The organism is Brevibacillus sp. FIR094 (assembly GCF_050477165.1).
GTDB lineage: Bacteria > Bacillota > Bacilli > Brevibacillales > Brevibacillaceae > Brevibacillus.
On record NZ_JBEAES010000003.1, the window covers coordinates 79977 to 99274 of the forward strand.

Sequence of the window (19298 nt, forward strand, 5' to 3'; positions counted from 1 at the left end):
ACCGAAACGGGAGTTGTCTAGTTAGAAGAATCGGATAGGGGTTGATCATCATGTGTCGATACGGGATGTATGGTCCGTATAAACAAATATACGCCTGTTTCCCTTGCCGGAAAGTGTTCAAGCAAACCTCCAAGAATGAGTTGACGGAGGAAGAATGGAACAAGATCAAGCATAGCTGTCCGCAATGTGGTGAGGGAATGAAGAAGATGGGGCATGATTTCAAGGCTCCGAAACAAGCGGATGTAAAGCAGTGGAAAAAGGTTGAAATCCTCTATCAGCATGGGTTTGCCTATCATTCCTGTGGCTGTGATGGACCAGGATACCGACCAGCCCAATTAAATGAAGTGAACGAATTTCTCGAAAAGAACAAGCGGTTCAAAACAGAGGGAGAGAAATTGCTGAATAGACTCACGGTAAGAATGTAAAAACGAACAGGGGGCGGGGGATAGTGGCAACATTCTTTTTGATCATGATTTATTTGTCGTTTATCAGCTTGGGCCTTCCTGATTCGTTACTGGGGGTAGCTTGGCCGGTCATGCAGGCAGAATATGGAGCGGCATTCGGTATGGCAGGCGTGATCAACATCGTAATTGCGTCTGGAACGATCGTATCTAGCTTGATGAGCGGTGCATTATTAAAACGATTGGGAACAGGACGGATCACGCTGATCAGCTGCTTGATGACGGCGGCAGCCTTGCTCGGGTTTTCTTTTGCTCCTTCGATTTTATGGTTGATGGTTTTGGCATTGCCGCTGGGACTAGGAGCTGGCTCTGTGGATGCTGCCCTGAATCATTATGTCGCCACGCATTATCAAGCCCATCATATGAGCTGGCTGCATTGCTTCTGGGGTGTGGGTGCTACGCTTGGCCCCATTATTATGTCTGGCTTTATACGTGATCATGATTTATGGCGGAATGGATACTTGACCATTTCGCTCATTCAATTTGCGTTAGTCGTACTTCTAGCGTTTACACTTCCTTTGTGGAAACGAATGGAGAACATGCAGAGCCATGCTGTCAAAGAGTCACAGGGTGAGCCGTTTCGTGGGCAAAGCGAACAACCGTTACGGACAAAAGGCGTCAAGCTGACTTTGCTGACCTTTCTCTTCTATTGTGGGGCTGAAGCGTCGGTGGGATTATGGGGGAGCAGCTTTTTGGTAAATGTGAAAGAGCTACCTGCGGCTGTAGCGGCGGAGTGGGTAGCCATGTATTACGGTGGCATTACCGTGGGGCGATTAATCACTGGCTTTGTAACCTTCAAAGTGAGCAACCGCGTTCTGATCCGCAGTGGAATTCTCGTATCATTGGCTGGGGCATTGCTGTTGATTTTGCCAGTACCAACCTACTGTTCGTTAATCGGTTTTCTATTACTCGGGTTAGGCTTCGCTCCGATTTATCCCTGTATGCTGCATGATACCCCTGAACGCTTTGGGAAAGAACAAACACAAAAGCTGATGGGCTATCAGATGGCGGTTGCGTACACGGGTGCCACACTTTTGCCTCCGTTGCTAGGATGGCTTGCTGCACTGACGACAGTTTCAATTTTACCGTTTTTTATCGCTTTCTACATTGCGTTCATGCTTTACGGTTCTGAGAGAGTCAATCGAATCATGAAGCGACGGGCCACCCAGTCAGAATCGATCTAGTATAAAGCACTCGCTATTTTGACGATAGCATGTTTTGCAAAGCTTTTCCGTATAAAGACAGGGGTGCCTGGTCGCCGCTAATGTAATAAAAGATGGTCATGCCATTCTCTAAAGCAAGAATCGTCCATGCCATTTCATCGGCAGATAGAGTAGAGTCACTTTCTGTTGGCATCAATGTTTGTATGGCCTTGGAAAGATGCTGTACCGACTCTATGATCATGTTCGACCATCGCTTTCGAACAGACTCTTCGCGCATGGCATAAAGTAAAAATTCCAGGTTCAGCATGCTCCACGTGCGATTTTGTTGCTGAACGGACATAAAATAGGCGTCCATGGCTTCTATAAAATGCGATAATGATGGCTGGTGATCAATTACGTGATGGATATTGGACACATGTAATTGCATCTGACCTTCCAAAATAGCGAGAAAGAGATCTTCTTTGGACTGAAAATGAGCATAGACAGCTCCTTTGGTAAATCCAGCATGGTCTGCGATTTTATCAACGGAAGCCCCGTGGAAGCCTAACTGAGCAAAGGTTTCGATGGCTGAGTTAATGAGCAATTGCCGTGTTTCCTTTTTACGCTCTGCTTGGGTTAATCTGCGTCTGTTCATTCGTCCGCCTCCTTCTCTTGACAATCATACCATATAGAATTAACATTCCATTTAGTATTTAAATCCTTGTTGGTATGTAAGATACAAATGGCAGTTTTGTAGGATTTAACCGTCTACTATGTCATGCTATTTTGGAGTACGATAGATATAGATCATCTAGTAAGAGGGGACAGTGTACGAATGCAGAGGGAAGAAAGCGTAGCAACGCGGAATCGGCCTATGTCCAATATTTTGGCGCAAACGGTTAAGACGGGGATTATCAAATCGAATCTGATTCCGATGTTTGCCGGATTAACATTGGCTTTATATACGTATCACTTCAGTCTAATTGATAAGCTGCCAGAAATCTTATTTGCTACGATCGGCTCTATATTAATCATGGGCGCAGCGGGTGCATTTAATAACGTGTATGATCGCGATATCGATTCTGTCATGGAGAGGACGAAGAACAGACCTACGGTGACAGGAGATATATCAACGAAGACCGTTTTATGGCTAGCATCCCTGATGACGATTTTTGGCTTGGTGGCGCTCGTCTTGGCATCACCGTTGGCTGCCATTATGGGATTTCTCGGACTGTTTTTTTATGTCGTGCCTTATACGATGTGGACCAAAAGAAGAACGGTTTACAATACGGAGGTAGGGAGTATTTCTGGCGCAATGCCGCCGCTCATCGGATGGGCTGCCATTCATCCAGATATCACGCATCCTGCTATCCTTGGCCTGTTTATCATCATGGTCATTTGGCAAATGCCTCACTTCTATGCGATCGCGATTCGCAAGCATGATGAGTACAAAGCGGCTGGGGTTCCTATGTTGCCCGTGGTTAAAGGTGCGAGACGTACCTACATTCAAACAAATGTTTATTTGGTTGTATTAATTGCTAGCAGTTTTCTATTCTGGTCTTTAAGCGCTGGTCTTACGTTGATGGCCCTGCTCCTGAATGTTTTGTGGTTGGTTCTGAGTGTTTTTGGATACCGGAAAATGGATTCGCAGAAATGGTCAAAAACGATGTTTATTTATTCACTGATTCATATGACGGTACTGTTCTCGACGGTGATTATTTACTCGCTGATGGGGATTATTTTCAAACTGTAAATCAGTGATCATACAAGCTGCCTTCACTTTGAGGGCGGCTTCTTTTTTTGTTTGGGAACCTTGCAGTATAGCGGATTCTTCTCATGTTCAACTAAAAATGGGCGCATAATCATGGAACAAATACCCAATGTCACTTCATAAATCTAGAGTAGCTCCCATGATGTGACGGAGGTGAAAATGAATGGATGATTTCAAAAAAGAGCTAAAAAAACTTAAGGCATCTGAAATAAAATCGGATAAAGTACACCGTTGGGACAAAGAAAAAATGAATGAAGCTACGCTCGTTCGCGGACGGTGTGGCGGATGTGGAAGATGCGGTGGTGGCTGCAGTAGATGCAGTTGTGGTCGCTGTAGTCGTTGCAGTTGCTCTTGCTCCTGTTCTTGCGTCTGTAGCTGTTCATGCAGTTGCTCTTGCTCTTGCAGTTGCTCTTGCTTCTTCCCATGCTTTGTCGTATTTGATAACGATTAATGATCACACCCCGCAATATGCTCCTGCCAACAGGATTGTTTTGGCAGGAGCTTTGTTTTTTTCGAACAGGAATGTGAGACAAATAGTCCTACATAAAATGAGAGTGACATGTCTCGTCACAAATAGTCTGATTTCGCAATGGGAGGGGGAGGAGAATGGATAGGTTGAATCCTGCGATGCGTATAAAAGTGAAGCGGGATACCGTTTATATACCCGATGCAGATGGAAGTGTATATTTTCGCAATAACATAGGGACCTTCCGCATGAAGGGTGACATGATCGAACGATGGGTAGACCAATTAATGCCCATGTTTAATGGTGAGCATACACTTGAACAATTGACCGACGATTTGCCGGATGAATACCAACAGCAAATATACCAGGTAGCGGATGCTCTTTTACAAAATGGATTTCTCCAAGACGTGAGTCAGGATAAACCACATGATTTATCCCGAGAAATGATGACAACGTATGCAGCGCAGATTGAATTTTTGGACCAATTTGGCGGTTCGGGAGGGTATCGGTTTCAAAAATATCGAGCAGAAAACGTTTTGGTAATCGGTGCGGGCCCATTTCTCCTTTCGGTTATCCATGCATTGTTAGAATCGGGATGCGTTCAATTCCATTATGCATTGACGGGCGAGACGCCGACTGATCGTGAGCGGCTAGAGACGATCATCGAGAATTCACGTAGGAAAGACCCTCAGGTAAAGCTGGAAGAGCTAGAACCAGCGTCGTGGGGGAAGGTAGAGTGGTCGGAGGCAATCGAGCCATTCACTGCTGTTTTGTACACATCGGCACATACAAACAAGGATGAAATAAGTGTCATTCATTCTGTGTGCAGAGAGCGAGAGAAGGTGTTTATTCCGGCGCTTTTTGTACTCCAAAAAGGAATGGTAGGGCCGCTGGTTCATCCGCAATCAGAGGCTTGCTTTGAATCGGCTTGGCGTCGGTTGCATCGACAGGCTTTGAGTGCGGACCCCGATCATCATGCATTTTCTATGACCGCAGCAGCCATGTTGGCGAACATAGCTGTATTTGAATGGTTCAAATACGTTACAGGGGCCATAGAAACAGAGGTCCCCAACAAGGTTTATTTGCTAAATCTAGAGACATTAGAAGGAAGCTGGCAGTCATTCATGCGGCATCCGATGCTGAGTGAAGAGATGAGCATGGCGGTATTGGATGAACGAGGTCTCCAATCGCAGCTATCAAAAGAGGCAGAACAAAAGGAAAGTCTATTGTCTCAGTTTCCATCATGGACCTCATCTGGGACCGGAATTTTTGACAGTTGGGATGAGGGTGAGCTAACGCAATTGCCGCTCACTCAGTGTATCGTTACGGCAGTCGATCCAGTCGCAGATGGTCCCGCAGAGCTGTTGCCATCCGTCGTATGCGCGGGTTACAACCATGATGAGGCGAGAAGAGAAGCAGGATTACTTGGGGCAGAAATGTATGTCGGAAGAATAGTGAACCATCTCGCTACCCAAAACACGGCTTTTCAAATGGGGATAGATGGAAGTATCGGAATTGGAGCAGGAGAAACGGCAGCAGAAGGGTTAAGGCGGGCGTTACTACATTGTTTAACACTCACGTATGTGTCAGAAATGAAAGGACGACAACCAACAGCTAGACCTGCGTACGGAGGAAAGATTGCGGATGAGCAGTCTCAGTATTATTTGCGGTCATTCGCTACATTGGGCGAAGAACCGAAGATTGCCAAGGGCCATGATGTGTGCGGTTTTCCGGTTATTTGGGTGGGAACGCGCTCTGGTTGGTTTGGGAGTGTCGGCTTACAGGAGCTAGACGCGTTGCAAAAAGCGTTGATGCATGCCTTGCATCGTATCCAGAATCAATCAACACCATTGTCTAAGTTTGTACTTACAGCGCAATCTGTAGCATTGACGGGTGAAACAATGGATTTGGCATTCATCCCTAACAAAGAAGAATCTGAAAATGAAGTCTGGCAGCACGCTGTCGAAGTTTTAGCGCTTCATCACAAAAAACCTCTGATCATAAATGCGGCGATAGAGCCTTTCTTGGAGGAAGATCTTGGCGGGGTATTCGCTTTGCTGCTCTCTCAGGAGGTGCGTCAATGAGTGCTGACATTCTTGTTATCGGAGATGGTGTCTTAGCAGAGCTGATTTCAGAACGTCTCATGACGGATTACCGCGTGTGGCGGAGTGAAAAAATGGAATCGGCGACAAGGGGAGCAGACTTGGCACTTCTGTTACACGATACCTATCATCCTTCCTTGTATCTGCATGCAGAAAAACATTTCCAACAAGCTAATATTCCATGGCTGCGCAGTTTTGTTTCGTTCGGAGAAGCTATTGTAGGACCGTTGGTACGACCAGGTCAAACAGGGTGCTCCCAGTGCGCAGATATGCGTCGTTTGATGGCGGGACGCGATCGGCAAGAGATGTGGAAGGTACAAAAAATGCTAAGCGAAAAAAGCGAAATACATCGGGATCCGTGGTCATCCCGCTCTGGCTTACTACAGGTGGCACACCACGTAATTGCGGAGGTGTTACGTTTCGTAGAGGGCAGGCAAGCCCACTTATCGGAGCATATCCAATTCATTGATTTACAAACATTGACAAGTACCCGCCATTTCTTTCTGCCAAATCCATTATGTTCGGTATGTAATCGGTTGCCTGAGGATTCAGAGGATCGGGCAAGAATACGCTTGAAGCCCAACATAAAGCGAAGTCCTGATAGTTACCGCACAAAATCCATAGCTGAGATGCAGCAAGCACTTACCTCCGAGTATTTGGATTCCCGAACCGGATTTTTGAACGGGAAAGTCCGTGATCTCGTCTCTGTTTTTGCAGATGTAAGTGTCAATTTGCCTTTATTTTCGCATAATGAGGGCACAGCAGGCAGATCCGTTTCGTACGCGGATAGCGAGTTAACGGCGATTCTGGAGGGAATGGAAAGATATTGTGGTGTAATGCCGCGTGGTAAGAGGACGACGGTTCGCGATTGTTATGCAAATCTTGCGCCGCATGCCCTTGATCCGACTACGGCGGGAACCCATTCAGAAGAGCAGTATGCCCTTCCAGATTTTCCGTTTCAGCCATTTGATCCTAAGCGAGAGATGAACTGGGTATGGGGTTATTCTTTTAAAGAAGAGCGACCCATTCTTGTACCTGAGCTCATGGCCTACTACAGTATGGGATTCGGGGAGGGGGTTGTATTTGAGACCTCCAATGGCTGTGCATTAGGTGGCAGTTTGGAGGAGGCGATCTTTTACGGCATCCTGGAAGTAGTGGAGCGCGATGCATTCTTGTTGACCTGGTATGCTAGATTGCCATTGCCACGCCTCGATCCGGCTACTATTCATGATCGCGAATTGCTTTTGTTGATTGATCGAATGCAGACGGTCGCGAATTACGATTTGTACTTGTTCGATGCGACGATGGAAAATGGCATCCCGAGTGTATGGACGATTGCGAAAAACCGCAGCAAGGAAGGAATACACCTTGTTTGTGCAGCAGGTGCGCACCCAGATCCCATCCGTGCTGTAAAAAGCTCTATTTACGAGACAGCTGCCATGCTCCTGCCTTTGACAGACAAGTACGAAGCGAACCGAGACAAATATTTGCGCATGCTCCGTGAATCGTCCATGGTGAAAAAGATGGACGATCATGCGATGCTTTACAGCTTGCCGGAAGCAGCGGAGCGCTTATCTTTTCTAATGGATGATTCACGTCCGATGGTCTCTTTCGCTGAACAATTTCCTAGAAGAAGCCAACATCGTGACTTAACAGACGATTTGCGGGAGTTGCTCGGCGTGTTCCAACAGTTAGATCTTGATGTCATTGTGGTGGATCAAACGACACCAGAAGTAGGGCGCCACGGCTTATCTTGCGTACGCGTATTGATTCCTGGCATGCTCCCGATGACTTTTGGCCATCATCACACGCGAGTAACAGGATTGAAAAGAGTATTGGAGGTCCCAGTGAAGCTGGGTTACACGAAACAACCACTACGTGTAGACGAGTTGAATCCTTTTCCGCATCCGTTTCCATAACATGCATCTGGGAGTGAGCCGGATGAGTCTCGAAAATTTCTTGTACCGCCTTCATTTTGATACAGAAAACTCCCGACCAAGTGATCTCGAAGTGGATTGGGGGGATGCGCCACTGACATACAAGCTGTACAGGGGGCTACCTGTCATTCCACTGCCAGAAGACGTGCCTCTATCGCTCATTGATCAAACGGTTTCACAAGAGATGTTTCTTCCTCAATTGGGCGCTTGGTTATGGTATAGCTACGGACTCATCCAAATCAGCCAATCGTTCTTAACCACGACTTCGGCAGATGCAGGATCTGAGTCGTTTTTGCCGCTTGTAACGAATCGAAGAGCGGTCCCGTCTGGGGGAGGGCTCTATCCGAGTGAGCTGTACGTGTATTTGAAGCTGTCGAGTATTCCTTCAGGTCTATACCACTATGATGTGGCTCATCACAGACTCGTACAATTGCGCGAAGGGAATTTTGATCACGTCCTTAGCCGAGCGCTTGGTGGCAGTTGTCCGGTACATGCATGCTTTGGAGTTGCGTTCGTATCCATCTATTTTTGGAAGAACTTTTTTAAGTATGATGAGTTTTCCTATCGATTGCAGGGCCTCGATGCTGGTGTACTGCTAGGACAATTGCAAGAAATAGGAAATCAGCTCGGTGTAACGACAGCGGTACATTACCAGTTCCTAGACAGAGCGATGAATGCACTGCTAGGTTTGTCTGCCGATCAGGAGAGTGTATACGCGGTAGTTCCCTTATCGATTCAAACAGAAGGGGAGAGGCATTCGCACTCATTGGCACAATGGACAGAGCGAGGAGAGGAGACGGCAAGCCAGCTAATCAAAGAGCTGTCTGAGCCAAAGCATGTGCAAGTGATGCGCTCAAAAAGAATGAGACAATATCCTACGCTCCTACAAATGAATGAGGCTGCCATGCAGGAAACTACCCATTCGTTTACACGTTATTCGGATCAGTTGGAAAGCAAGTGGCCCCGTCGTTCCGATGAGCGCATCCTTCTCCCACGTACGCAGAAACCAAGCATTGATCTGGCGCAATATTGCCGGGAGCGTTTTTCGCCGGAAGTGGACTTTATCAGGAGGAAAACAGATCAGAATCAGGTAGCGCGTATCATGGAAATGACGATGAGTGCTCTATCGTATGGCAATGATTTGGGGAAAAATCAGGAGGTTGCGCAGAGTAGGCTTTCTCTCTTTGTCAGCATTCATCAGGTAGAAGGGATACAAGATGGCGCATACGCGTACGAACCGCTGGAGCACGCTCTTTATCCGATTGTCTATGGAGATTTCCGAGCACGTCTTCAAGACGGAATGACGCTGGACAACGTGAATTTGTATCAAGTGCCGCTCTGCTTTCATGTGGTGGGTACACGCGATCATCTGATCAATCAACTAGGTTATCGAGGGTATCGCATACAGCAGATGGAGGCGGGAATCGTCGTGCATCACTTGCTTTTGGCAGCGTTCACTTGTGGTATGGGCGGTCATCCGCTACTCGGATTTGACGTGGAGAATTGCGATGACCTTTACAACCTAGAGATCGAAGAGAAAACCTGCTTGATTCAAATTCCGGTCGGACACTATCGCCCCCGCGCCAGATTTCAGGGCGGGCTTCATGGATAAAAACGTGGAAGACCCGAGTCGCGTTGACCCGGGTCTTGAATTATGCCCTTATGATGGCTTTGATACCTTGAATGAAACGGTCAATTTCCTCGTGAGTATTGTACGGTGCCAGCCCTGCTCGTATCCAGCCACCACTTTCATTGATTCCCAAACAATTGGCGAGTGTTGTCGCATAGAAGTCCCCGTCCGCAACGAATATGCTATGCTCCTCACACAATCGCTCACATATTTTTTGGGGAGAAAACCCTTCGATTCGAAACGCGATCGTTGGTGTTTTCGGTACGTCTTCACACGCCTGATAGATGGTGACACCATTCATAGCGCCTAGTTCCTTTCGCAGCTTTTTTGCCAGCTGATTTTCATAGGATTCGATCCACTCGTAACCAGAGTGGATTTTTTCAGCGAAGCTATCACCGAAACCAAGCGACGCAACAAATTCGATAGCGGGTCTGATTCCAGCGATTCCTTCATGATTTTGTGTTCCGGTCTCCAGTTTATCTGGATAAGAAGAGGAGGCAGGAACCAATTTGTAAACATCGAGTGCTTCAAAAATTTCTTTGCGGATGATAGCGATTCCCACGTGAGGGCCAAAAAACTTGTAAGCAGAACAAAGCAGGATATCGGCTCCTATCTCGTCCCGATGGATAGAGAAGTGAGGGACCGCATGTACGGCGTCGACAGCGACAATGGCTCCTTTTGCACGTGCTTTTTGGGAAATGGCAGCGAGATCATGGATCGTTCCGACAGCATTGGAAGCAAGCCCGATTGCCACAAGTCTGGTCCTGGAAGTAAGTAGGGTATCGAGCTCATCCAGTTGTAATGTAAATGTCTCTTTATTCACCTTTAACCACCGAACGGTCATTCCGCAATCAGCGGCAACAGTCAGCCACGGGTCTACATTGGCGCGGTGATCCATCTCGGAGACGATGATCTCATCCTCTTCTTTCCAATGTCGACCTAATGCACGCGCAATCGCAAAGGTCAAGGTGGTCATATTCGCACCGAAGGCTACCTCCAGCGGCTTCACGTGGAAAAGGTCTGCTATGGATTGCTTGGCATCTGCAAGGATAGCTTCTGTCTCCTTACTCGTTGGAAAGGAGCCGTGTAAATTCGCTCCACCGTTCTCCATATAGCGATAGATCGCGTCCATGGAGGATTTTACGACTTGCGAGCCGCCTGGGCCATCCAGATAAACAACAGGTTTGCCTTTGTAAGTTCGTTGAAGTGCGGGGAATTGCTCCCGAACTTTTTCAATGGGGAAATGTTCCGATGCAACTTCTAATCGCCAATCATTGGCGCGCATAAAACTTCCAGGAGGGTATTCAAAGACGCATTCTGACTGGAGAGTGAACCCGAGCTTACGGCAAATGGCATTGGAGGCAGGGTTGTCGACAGAGGGATAGGCATGAATAAACTTGTGTCTTCGTTCTTGGTTGATGCGTGTGATGAGTGAAGCTAAAGCCGCAGAGGCGATTCCTTTTCCTTGAAAGGAGGGCAGGACACTCCAGCCTACTTCGTATACGTGTTCTCCTTGCCAGATGCGGTCCCAATAGCCAATGCTTCCTACAGGGGTGTGATCTGGCAGCAGTACGATGCTGAACATCTTGCTCGTTAGTTGTCCGTCCTTATTGACATATCGTTCATGTCGAGCATGGAGCTGCTCTTCCGTCTCCGGGCCTCCAAGATGCTCCATCATGGCTGGTGCATTCAAAAGACGCAGCAAGGGAAGATCGTGATCGCTCCAGGGCTGAATGCGGACAAGCTCAGTGTTTAGCGTTGTGGACATTTTCTCACTCCTTACCAACTAGTTTTCCGTGGTGTCCATCATCATTCGTTATCTCTCATTATTCGGAAAAAATTCGAATTAATCAATCTTCAATTCGTTCTGAGAAAAGGGATGGAAAGCCATGCTATAATGATGGTGCCCGAGTGATTCTTCCTATCGGAGTATTGATAGAGTAGCTGAGGTGTAGGAATAGACCCTTTCTGAAAAACCATATGTCCAACGAATATGTCACTGACAATGAAGGAAAAAGGAAGGGGGACCTATCCATGAATGAAAAAAGCATTCATACACAACGGCTCATATTGATTCCATTTACACATAGAATTGCGACGAATATTTTGCAAGAAAATTACGAAGAGTTATTGGATATGGATCTTACATTAGGCAAAGGCTGGCCTGACGAGGATGCGTTGGAAACGATACCCAAAATCATCAAAGCACTCGAACTCACAGGGGAACCGACAGGCTTTGAATCGTGGATGATCATTACAAAAGATGGCATGAAGATCATCGGTGATGTAGGATTCAAGGGTGGACCGAATACAGAGGGAGAAGTGGACATCGGCTATGGAATTATTGAAGCGGAGCGAAAAAAAGGCTACGCGTACGAGTCGGCTGAAGGTCTCGCGAATTGGGCGTTGTTGCAGCCAGATGTGAAAAAGATTATGGCGAAGTGCTTGCTAGATAACATAGATTCCGCAAAAATATTAGTCAAAATGGGCTTTACAGAAATAAAGAGAGACGATACCATGATTTACTGGTCTAAGCAGAAGGAATAGCGAGCTAGAACAGAAACAGAGATGAACACGAAAAAAGGGCGCACACATGGCAGTCCTTTTTTTCGTGGAAAACATTAGTTGCTGGTATTCTTTATAGGAATGTTGTATATGTGTTTCGTTCCGTCTTTATACGTCACTTCGAGTACACCTGCTTGAAGGGACGGGCCTTTTGCTTTTACTTTTTTCTTCGTGGAAAACTCTCCTGACTTCGAGTCAATTCGCAACGTAAGGAGCGTATTAAAGACCTGAAGCGTTACGCGCTTGATTTCCTTATTAGAGACTTTTCCTGTCGCATTGATTTCGTAATACGATTTAGGAAGCTCGCTCGATTCAGACTGGATCTCAATCTCGTCTGGATTGAGGGCTAGCCCTGGAAGAAATTTCGTCTGCATCTTTACGATTTCCTCTTTGCGTTCCTTATCTTCAGGTCCAACGAGGATATTTACGGAGGAGTTTAACTGAAAATGGTCTGGCGTGAGATCACCCGGGAGTTCGTCTGTTCGAAAATATTCATCTTGCTCCACCGTTCTCCCAGGTTTTAAGGTTTTTTCCTTGATGTCCGGGGTACAGGCAGGTTCGTCTTCAGGGTACGGAAGTTCCCAAGAGTCTCCAGAGGCATACGCTTCTAGTCGTGTTGTCACACCGTAACAATGACCAGTCGTGTATGTGATCGGTTTCCGCGAAATATTCGTGACAATCGTATTTACATGGTACACTGGTGAGTCGTATTTTGGATTGTCGATTTCAGTAACGGTCGCTTGAAACCGAAGTCCTTCTTTCTTGAATGGTTTCTCAATGAATAGTGTGCCAGTCACTTTTGGTGGGGCTGCGTTTACATCAACGGCACCAGCAGTCATAAACAGTAATACACATACAAAGGAATAGACAAACTTGCGAAACATGCCGTTTTCACCTCCTAAAGAGTTCAACTTTGAGTTATGTGATGTGGTTGGTATCCTCTCAATATTCCACATATTCCCTTGAATTGCAATATTATTTAAAAAATAGTCTGCATGAAAATTTTCAACGGAAGGGTAACCCAAGACCTCCTTGTTTCGTATTGAAATAAAAGAAAAGATTATTGCTTTTCATTGAACTATGCAACGCGTGTCTCTATACTGGAGAGATAAGCATTGGTAAATAATTGTGAGGGATAGCATGCAGAACTGGATGACCCAAATTATTGAACAATATAGTTACTTCGGTATCTTACTCATGATGGCACTGGAAAACATCTTTCCACCCATACCTTCTGAGGTGATATTGACCTTCGGTGGATTTATGACGACGCAATCATCGTTAACGGTTTTTGGCGTAATTTTGTCAGCTACAATCGGTTCGGTGATCGGGGCAATCATGCTTTATGGAATCGGTTATTACCTAGACGTCAAAAAAATAGAGAAGATCGTAGAGAGATGGGGGCATATTCTGCGCATTAAAACGGAAGATATCCATAAAGCGAATGAATGGTTCGACCGATACGGGTACTGGACGATCTTTTTTTGCCGCATGATCCCATTAATCAGAAGTCTGATTTCCGTTCCTGCTGGTATGACCAAAATGAATTTCCCGCTGTTTTTGTTGTTTACAACACTCGGTACGCTTATTTGGAACATCGTCCTGGTGATGGCTGGTCATTTATTGGGGGAATCGTGGGAAGACATTCTGTACTATTTCGATCTATATTCCAATGTCGTTTATGTTGTACTCGCATTTGCGGGGATAGCCTTTCTCATTCTTTTCCTCCGCAAACGAAAAGCGGATGCCTAAAACCTTCAGACCATCTTTCCTTTAAGGAAAGGTGGTTTTTCCATTCAGAACGAACAGGTAAACATATTATAAAAAGTTGTAATTTTCTTGCAAATACAAGGTGTTGAAATTGCGGTAAGGTGTAGGGAGGGGGAGTAGGTGATGGGTACCGCCCTTATTCTTGAGGCTGGGGGAGATGCATCTTGATCGATTTGTTACTCGTAAACGGCGTAGTCATTACGATGGACAAAGACCGTCGAGTATTACAGGACGGGGCAGTCGCCATCGATAAAGGAAGAATTTTGGAAGTGGGGGACACTCCACTTCTAAAAGACAAGTATCCCGCGCAAAGGGTAGTCGACTGCGCGCATCATTGTATACTGCCAGGCTTCATTGACGCACATGGTCATGGCGGACATTCGTTGTTCAAAACGATTGCTACGGACAATATCAACGACTGGATGCCAATCATGACTAACACATACAAGCACTACGTGACAGACGATTTCTGGTACTACGAGGGCAAGCTGTCAGCACTGGAGCGGCTTAAAGCAGGGATTACGACAGGTGTTAGCGTCCTGGGCTCGATGCCGCGCTCAGATGATCCGATCTTTGCCTTGAATCACGCAAAAGCGTACAACGAGGTCGGCGTTCGCGAAATCGTGGCGACAGGTCCATGTAATCCACCGTGGCCGCATCCCTTCAGCCGCTGGGTCGATGGACAAAAAGTAACAAAGGAAGTCACCTATGAGCAGGTTCTTGCTGGAGCAGAAGCTGTGATCGAAGCGCTGAATCACGCGAATAATGATAAAACCAGAGCATACATAACTCCATTTGTCATTGTGACCTCTGTCAATCCATCCTATCCGACACCAGCGGACCAATTGTTTGGGTTAACTGATTTCGACCGTTACCAAGCACGGAAAATCAGGGAGATTGCGAAAAAGTACGACACGCGCATCCATTCCGATGCTTTTGGAGGGATGATTCACCTCGCGATTCAAGACAAAGAGTACGCGCTACTCGGTCCAGACGTACACTTGCAGCATTGTCGGGGAATTTCTTTTGACGAGGCGAAAATTTTGGCCGAAACAGGAACGAATGTGAGTGCTTCTCCTGGTTTTGGTCAAATCAATGCTCGCACCCCTATTACGGAATTGCTGGAGATGGGAGCGACTGTTGCGATTACGACTGACGGCACCTCGCCGATGACTCCATTTGACATGTTCCAGGCTATGCGCAGAATGCAGCTGCTGCAACAAGCAGCGCTACGTGATTATTATTACCTCCCGCCGGGCAAGCTGCTGGAAATGGTAACGATTGATGCGGCTCGTTGTGTCGGCTGGGATGACGAGCTGGGTTCGCTTGCGGCTGGTAAAAAAGCTGACGTCATTACTGTAAATATGAATAAGGCCCACTTGAATCCAGAGAACATGCACGTTCATCGTGTCGTCTATCAGGCCGTCGGTGGAGATGTCAACCATGTCATTGTCGATGGTGAGCTGATTATGGACGAGCGCCGTGTTTTGACTGTGGATGAAAAGCAGATCCTCAAAGAAGCGAATGAAGAGGCGAATCGGACGATCGAGCGGGCAGGTCTGGAAATCTACATGCAGCCAAGCAAGTATTTCTGGGGGCATGCGCGAGCTTATTTGGATGAGAGAAGATTTGATCCGACGAAGTTGTAGGGGAAAAAGAGTAGTGAAAGAAGACGACATTAATGCTGCACATAAAACTTGGATATCGCATTGAATAGGAGAAGGTGCCCGCCGCCTTCCCTTTTTTATTGGATTATAGTTGACAAAAACGATAGGATTAATCATTATTTATTAATAATCCCTATCGACAAAGTAGGAATAAAAAGAGGTGCAGCCATGTATCTGACTATTGATAATGTTACGAAACATTTCGTGAATGAGCAAAAACAAAAAGTAAAGGTGCTGGATGATATCAATCTGGAAGTGGAAAAGGGCAGCTTCGTTTCCATTGTCGGTCCCTCTGGCTGTGGAAAATCGACGCTGCTCTACTTAATAGCTGGATTGGATCAACCCGACAGTGGTGACATACACGTTGCTGGCAACAAAGTGAATAAGCCCGGTCCCGACAGAGTCGTTGTTTTTCAAGAAGCGGGATTATTTCCATGGTTGACGGTTTTGGAAAATGTTACATACGGGCTCAAGTTGAAGAAATTGTCTGCAGCGAAAGCCAACGAAAAGGCACTGGAAGTGCTCAAAATGGTCCATTTAAGCAAGTATGTTCATTCCTATCCCCATCAGCTCTCAGGCGGGATGAAGCAACGCGTAGCCATCGCTCGTGCACTTGTCATGGAACCCGACATTTTGCTAATGGATGAACCGTTCTCGGCGCTGGATGAACAGACGCGGATGGTCCTTCATAAGGAGTTGCTTGAGATTTGGCGGACGACCAAGGTCACGATTTTTTTCGTTACCCATAATATCCGGGAGGCCGTTCAGCTTGCGGAGAGGATCGTCGTTTTTGCCACCCGCCCCGGAAAAATTAAGGAGATTATTGCGGTTCCTGCCATGCGCGATGGAGTCATGCCGGACAGTGTGACATTAAACACGGAGCAAAAAGTGCTGTCGATCCTGCAAGAAGAGATAGAAAAGGTGCTGAAGGAGGAAATGGGCAATGACTACAGCTTTAAGACGGGTCATCTTCATCGCTATGATAGCGGCGATATGGGAAGTCACATCTAAATTATCTGGGCTGCCATCGTTCATGTTTCCCAGCTTGACCCAGGTTTTCGAAACACTCGTAAATGGATTGCTAAGCGGGCAAATTACCGCTGCGATTGGAAAAAGCATGGGACGAATCCTGGTGGGCTTTCTCATTGCCATTATCGTCGGACTGATATTGGGTTACTTCATTTGGAGGTACAAACTCGTAGAAGATACGCTTGGCTTTGTGGTGACTGCGCTTCAATCTATCCCGAGCATTGTCTGGTTCCCGCTTGCGATTATCTGGTTTGGCTTAAATGACTTCTCTATTCTGTTCATCGTGACGATCGGTGCGACTTGGACGATGACGGTCAACGCGACCAGCGGTTTCAAAAATGTCCCACCGTTATATCAGCGGGTAGCCAAGACTTACGGTTCGTCTGGCTTTCACTTTGTACGAACAGTCATTCTTCCTGCATCTGTACCGCAGATCATCTCTGGACTTCGAATCGCTTGGGCATTTTCCTGGCGGGCGCTCATGGCAGGTGAATTGCTCGGGGGTGGAGGTGGTCTTGGGCAACTGCTCGAGATGGGACGTTCACTTGGACAAATGGATTTGGTGATATCAGTCATGATCATTATTGCGATCATCGGTACCATTGTCGATAATGTTGTCTTTTCACGCATCGAACGCAACGTTCAGATGAAGTGGGGAGTCCATTCATAAAAGAAAAATGGCTAAGGAGTGTGTCGTCACATGCTTAAAAAAGTGTTCAGTACCGTTGTCGCATCCCTATTATTGATGGGGATTGCGAGCGGGTGCTCTACTGGCGGAGCAGCATCCTCTGAGAAGGAAGTAAGGATCGGATATTTCCCAAATCTGACCCATAGTGCAACGATCATCGCGCTGGAGAAAGGTTATTTTAAGGAAGCCTTCGGTGCTGATATGAAGATTCAAACAAAAACGGTCGCCAATGGCGGATTGTTTATGGAAGCAATGGCTACCAAAGCAATTGATGTAGGGACAGTCGGGCCAGGGCCGCTATTGAACTTTTATGTCAAGCATCCCGGGTATCGTTTGATTTCAGGTGCCGTTAATGGCGGAGCTGTGCTCGTCATGAATGGTTCAACCAATATTTCGGAACTAAAAGATTTAAAAGGCAAAAAAATAGCGATTCCGGTAATCGGCAGCACACAGGATGTCATGCTCAGAAAAGCACTGAATGAGGTTGGTCTGAAACCGACGACGAATGGTGGAGATGTGGAACTGTATGCTGCGGCTCCAGCAGATACGGCAGCATTATTCGTGCAAAAATCCATTGATGGTGCAGCAACTCAGGAGCCGTGGGGATATGTACTGGAAAATCAGGCAGAAGGAAAATTGCTTCTGGACTGGGATCAATTCGCTTGGGGGAAAGAATCAACCAATACCGTGGTAGCAGCCAGCGATGAGTTTTTGAAAAGAGAAGGATTGGCAACTGCCTACCTACAAGCACATAAAAAGGCAGTCAAATTCATTCAGGAAAATCCCGAAGAAAGCCAAGACCTGATCATCCAGCATTTGAAAAATCTGACTGGCAAAGAGCTGAGCCAAAAAGAGGTGCAGGCAGCCTTTTCTCGTTTGGAAGTAACAACGGAGGTTAATGAAAAAGTGATTCAGGAAATGGCAGATATCAGCCAGGAAGCCGGCTATATTTCCAGTAATAAAATCGACGGCTTGATCGATTTGAAATATTTGGAAGTGGCGAAATAATATTGGGTGAGAAAGAGCGAGATTCAGCAGGAGGAACGAGGGGTGGAAAGGAATTAGATGGGAAAGGAGGTCATGCCGCGATGAGACCACATGAACAAGGAAGTAATCAACCGAACGACACCTCATTGGAGACACAGATTCACACTGATTTCCAAAAAGAAATGACGTACGGAGATTATTTGCAGCTCGACCAAATCTTGTCGAGTCAACAATGTCAATCCACGCATCATGATGAAATGCTGTTTATTATCATTCATCAGGTGAGTGAGCTATGGATGAAACAAATTTTGCACGAACTGTCAGCAGCAAATGAATGCATCTGCAATCACGATCTGGAGCCTGCTTTCAAAATGTTCGCGCGTGTCTCGCGTATCCAGCAGCAATTGATTAAATCGTGGGATGTCCTTTCTACATTGACGCCAGCGGATTACCTCCAGTTCCGTGACAAGCTGGGTCATTCGTCCGGATTTCAATCCTATCAAAACCGATTCATCGAATTTACGCTAGGGTATAAGAACCAGCATGTCCTAGCGGTTTATGCGCATCAACCAGAGCTTCACGCCCAAATGAGTGCTGCCTTGCAGCAGCCCAGCATTTACGATGCGGCGATCAGGGAGATGGCTGCTCGTGGCTTGCCGATTGACCCGGAATGTTTGAATCGCGACTGGTCACAGCCGTATCAACCAAATCAGAGTGTAGAGCAAGCCTGGCTGACCGTGTATCGAAATGTGCACCAGTATTGGGATCTGTACGAGTTGGCAGAAAAGCTGGTGGATATCGCTAGCCAACAACAACAATGGCGTTTTAATCATATGACGACAGTCGAACGCATCATAGGCCAAAAGCCGGGAACAGGAGGCTCATCAGGCGTCATGTACTTACGCAGAGCGCTCGATCACCGTTTCTTCCCGGAGCTTTGGAGCTTGCGGACGCTGTTGTAAAAAAACTCTTCAAAAAAAGCAAGAAAAGCGTCTTGGGGACCCAGGGCGCTTTTTCGCATGTAGTACTCTTTTCACATCTTTTCACATATCTTACCTAATATTGGGTACAAATACCCTTCTT

General features: G+C 46.6%; 17 protein-coding genes. 14 read left to right on the plus strand and 3 right to left on the minus strand.

All coding sequences use genetic code 11. The features are described 5' to 3' along the window. The first annotated feature begins 50 nt into the window (after positions 1-50). Both ACQ5DJ_RS03345 and ACQ5DJ_RS03350 read left to right on the plus strand, forming a co-directional pair. On the plus strand, positions 51-425 hold the full coding sequence (locus ACQ5DJ_RS03345) for a hypothetical protein (RefSeq protein WP_429841173.1): 375 nt from the start codon (positions 51-53) through the stop codon (positions 423-425). Between the two features lie 23 nt (positions 426-448). Next, complete coding sequence (locus tag ACQ5DJ_RS03350) at positions 449-1645, plus strand: MFS transporter (protein WP_429841174.1); 1197 nt, start codon at positions 449-451, stop codon at positions 1643-1645. Between the two features lie 13 nt (positions 1646-1658). Here the strand turns inward: ACQ5DJ_RS03350 and ACQ5DJ_RS03355 are convergent, their stop codons facing one another. Beyond that, positions 1659-2258, minus strand: coding sequence for a TetR/AcrR family transcriptional regulator (locus ACQ5DJ_RS03355; protein ID WP_429841175.1), 600 nt, complete (start codon positions 2256-2258; stop codon positions 1659-1661). A 180-nt stretch (positions 2259-2438) separates the two neighbouring features. Here ACQ5DJ_RS03355 and cyoE point away from each other — a divergent pair, with 180 nt between their 5' ends. From cyoE to ACQ5DJ_RS03380, 5 genes are all read left to right on the plus strand, one after another. After that, complete coding sequence (gene cyoE / locus ACQ5DJ_RS03360) at positions 2439-3356, plus strand: heme o synthase (RefSeq protein ID WP_429841176.1); 918 nt, start codon at positions 2439-2441, stop codon at positions 3354-3356. 181 nt (positions 3357-3537) lie between these two features. Beyond that, positions 3538-3825, plus strand: coding sequence for a heterocycloanthracin/sonorensin family bacteriocin (locus ACQ5DJ_RS03365; protein ID WP_429841177.1), 288 nt, complete (start codon positions 3538-3540; stop codon positions 3823-3825). A 155-nt stretch (positions 3826-3980) separates the two neighbouring features. Continuing rightward, complete coding sequence (locus ACQ5DJ_RS03370) at positions 3981-5924, plus strand: putative thiazole-containing bacteriocin maturation protein (RefSeq protein ID WP_429841178.1); 1944 nt, start codon at positions 3981-3983, stop codon at positions 5922-5924. After that, positions 5921-7861, plus strand: a complete 1941-nt coding sequence (locus tag ACQ5DJ_RS03375) for a TOMM precursor leader peptide-binding protein (RefSeq protein ID WP_429841179.1) — start codon at positions 5921-5923, stop codon at positions 7859-7861. Before ACQ5DJ_RS03370 ends, ACQ5DJ_RS03375 begins: the two co-directional genes overlap by 4 nt. Before the next feature lie 22 nt (positions 7862-7883). Further along, positions 7884-9491 carry a SagB family peptide dehydrogenase gene (locus ACQ5DJ_RS03380; protein ID WP_429841180.1) on the plus strand — a complete coding sequence of 536 codons (1608 nt, stop codon included), beginning with the start codon at positions 7884-7886 and terminating at the stop codon, positions 9489-9491. Between the two features lie 40 nt (positions 9492-9531). On the opposite strand, the gene ACQ5DJ_RS03385 is transcribed toward ACQ5DJ_RS03380, so the two are convergent. Next, positions 9532-11277 carry a cysteine desulfurase-like protein gene (locus tag ACQ5DJ_RS03385; RefSeq protein WP_429841181.1) on the minus strand — a complete coding sequence of 582 codons (1746 nt, stop codon included), beginning with the start codon at positions 11275-11277 and terminating at the stop codon, positions 9532-9534. A gap of 266 nt (positions 11278-11543) precedes the next feature. Between ACQ5DJ_RS03385 and ACQ5DJ_RS03390 the strand changes: the two genes are divergently transcribed. Beyond that, complete coding sequence (locus ACQ5DJ_RS03390) at positions 11544-12056, plus strand: GNAT family N-acetyltransferase (protein ID WP_429841182.1); 513 nt, start codon at positions 11544-11546, stop codon at positions 12054-12056. Positions 12057-12130: 74 nt separating this feature from the next. Here the strand turns inward: ACQ5DJ_RS03390 and ACQ5DJ_RS03395 are convergent, their stop codons facing one another. Continuing rightward, positions 12131-12958: a hypothetical protein gene (locus ACQ5DJ_RS03395; protein ID WP_429841183.1), complete on the minus strand. Its 828-nt coding sequence runs from the start codon at positions 12956-12958 to the stop codon at positions 12131-12133. Between the two features lie 256 nt (positions 12959-13214). Between ACQ5DJ_RS03395 and ACQ5DJ_RS03400 the strand changes: the two genes are divergently transcribed. The 6 genes from ACQ5DJ_RS03400 (at position 13215) to kynA (ending at position 19177) form a co-directional block, all read left to right on the plus strand. Then, positions 13215-13826, plus strand: coding sequence for a DedA family protein (locus ACQ5DJ_RS03400; RefSeq protein WP_429841184.1), 612 nt, complete (start codon positions 13215-13217; stop codon positions 13824-13826). A gap of 182 nt (positions 13827-14008) precedes the next feature. Further along, positions 14009-15493 carry an amidohydrolase family protein gene (locus ACQ5DJ_RS03405; protein WP_429841185.1) on the plus strand — a complete coding sequence of 495 codons (1485 nt, stop codon included), beginning with the start codon at positions 14009-14011 and terminating at the stop codon, positions 15491-15493. 186 nt (positions 15494-15679) lie between these two features. After that, positions 15680-16522 (plus strand): ABC transporter ATP-binding protein, encoded by an 843-nt coding sequence (locus ACQ5DJ_RS03410; RefSeq protein ID WP_429841186.1) that lies wholly within the window; start codon positions 15680-15682, stop codon positions 16520-16522. Beyond that, positions 16455-17210: an ABC transporter permease gene (locus ACQ5DJ_RS03415; RefSeq protein ID WP_429841187.1), complete on the plus strand. Its 756-nt coding sequence runs from the start codon at positions 16455-16457 to the stop codon at positions 17208-17210. The genes ACQ5DJ_RS03410 and ACQ5DJ_RS03415 overlap by 68 nt, the downstream gene beginning before the upstream one ends. A 30-nt stretch (positions 17211-17240) precedes the next feature. After that, positions 17241-18236 (plus strand): aliphatic sulfonate ABC transporter substrate-binding protein, encoded by a 996-nt coding sequence (locus ACQ5DJ_RS03420; protein WP_429841188.1) that lies wholly within the window; start codon positions 17241-17243, stop codon positions 18234-18236. 80 nt (positions 18237-18316) lie between these two features. Further along, positions 18317-19177: a tryptophan 2,3-dioxygenase gene (gene kynA, locus ACQ5DJ_RS03425; protein ID WP_429841189.1), complete on the plus strand. Its 861-nt coding sequence runs from the start codon at positions 18317-18319 to the stop codon at positions 19175-19177. The last annotated feature ends 121 nt before the right edge of the window (positions 19178-19298 follow it).